Raw genomic sequence first — 1,605 nt, forward strand, 5'->3', positions numbered from 1 at the left:
AGATAAATGACTATGCGTTGTGGAACGGTTATCTGTAGGGATTGGTCGCCCTTCGACATATCGCCACTCTGCTGAAAACACAGGGCAAGAACCCGATTCCAAAGGTTGAGGATCCCGACTATCTTGGTGGGTGTTGACCCAGGAAGCAAGCTGATGTTGCTGACCACTACAGACGTGCTCCAAGGTAGAGAGGTTGAGCGTTACTTGGGCATTGTTACCGCCGAGGTAGTTTATGGCACCAATGTTCTACGGGACTTCCTTGCTACCCTCCGCAACATCATCGGGGGACGCACAAGAACCTATGAAGAAGTTTTCGAGAATGCCCAGAAAAAGGTTTTGGAAGAGTTGGAGCAGCGAGCCAAACGTTTGGGAGCAAATGGCATCCTAGGCGTTAGCATTCATACCAACATGAGCACGACAATGATCCTCGTTACCGCCACCGGCACCGCCGTTAAGCTCCGCTGACGGATGCTTCTGTTGAAGGTTTCCCTTTCTCGGAAGATGATGGCAGCCTGTTCTCAGGCCAGGCTTTCCATCACCGCCTCGTCGATCTCAAAATTGGCATAGACATTCTGCACATCGTCTAGGTTGTCGAGACGCTCCATCAGGGCAAGCACTGACTTGGCCGTATCGGGATCCTCCACATGCACCTCAGTGGATGGGATCCAGCGGATGGCCGCATCTTGCACTGGGTAGCCCTCTTTTTTCAGGTAGGTGGCCACCTGCTCCAGCAAAGAGTAGTCGCAGTACACCTCTGCTCCTGTGCCTTCCACCTTGAAGTCGTCTCCTCCCGCTTCCGCCACCGCCAGCAACAGGGCTTCGGGATCCAACACCTCCTCCAGGCTGATCACCCCTTTTTGCCGGAACAGCCAGCTCACGCAGCCGGCTTCTCCCAAGCTGCCGCCGGTTTTGCTGAAGGCTTCTCGCACCTCGGCAGCCGTGCGGTTGCGGTTGTCGGTCATGGCCTCGATCAACACAGCCACCCCACCGGGGCCGTAGCCCTCGTAGCGAACTTCTTCCAGGGGGCTGTCGTCGCTCCAGTTGCCGGCTCCCTTGGCAATGGCTCGTTCAATGTTTTCGCTGGGCATCCCCGCTGCTTTGGCTTTCTCCACTGCCGCCCGCAACTGAAAATTCCCATCCGGATCTGGCAAGCCGTTGCGAGCTGCCACGATGATGGCCCGCGAGAGTTTGGTAAAGAGGCTGCCCTTTTTGGCATCTACACGGGCCTTTTGCCGTTTAATGTTGGCCCACTTGCTGTGTCCTGCCATGCCGCCACACACCAGTCAAGCAATGAATTGGAGGGATCCCTCCACTTTTGAAGCCTAGATCACCTCGGCTCAGGACTCAACCCCGCGACAACTGGGAGGGTACCGGCCTGGTCACAAAACAAGGGATCCTGAGGATCCCTCACAACCCAGACTTAGCCACCCCATAACCCCCTCAGGGCTGGATCGGCTGCCGCTGAATTACATCCCCTTGAGGTGGAGGTGGAGCGGCTGGGGTTTCTTGAGGAGTAGGTGTTGCCTCTACGGGAGGAGTTTCCCCAGGAGGCGGGGGCAGAGGGGGCACACCTTCTCCAGGCACAGGCCCAGGTGTAGGCGTGGG

General features: G+C 57.0%; 2 protein-coding genes. One reads left to right on the top strand and one right to left on the bottom strand.

The genetic code is table 11. The annotated features are described in order from the left end of the window. Window positions 1-153: 153 nt before the first annotated feature. On the top strand, window positions 154-465 hold the full coding sequence (locus tag NW815_RS06500) for a YbjQ family protein (RefSeq protein WP_414388900.1): 312 nt from the start codon (window positions 154-156) through the stop codon (window positions 463-465). 53 nt (window positions 466-518) lie between these two features. Here the strand turns inward: NW815_RS06500 and NW815_RS06505 are convergent, their stop codons facing one another. After that, window positions 519-1,268 carry a YebC/PmpR family DNA-binding transcriptional regulator gene (locus NW815_RS06505; protein WP_011432973.1) on the bottom strand — a complete coding sequence of 250 codons (750 nt, stop codon included), beginning with the start codon at window positions 1,266-1,268 and terminating at the stop codon, window positions 519-521. Window positions 1,269-1,605: the final 337 nt, after the last annotated feature.

The sequence above is a fragment of the Synechococcus sp. R6-7 genome (assembly GCF_047461695.1).
In the GTDB taxonomy this organism is placed as follows: Bacteria; Cyanobacteriota; Cyanobacteriia; order Thermostichales; family Thermostichaceae; genus Thermostichus.

Bases quoted from the DNA above. Each gene is read 5' to 3' on its own strand.
- NW815_RS06500 (WP_414388900.1), top strand. From the start codon at position 154: ATGTTGCTGACCACTACAGACGTGCTCCAAGGTAGAGAGGTTGAGCGT.
- NW815_RS06505 (WP_011432973.1), bottom strand. From the start codon at position 1,268: ATGGCAGGACACAGCAAGTGGGCCAACATTAAACGGCAAAAGGCCCGT.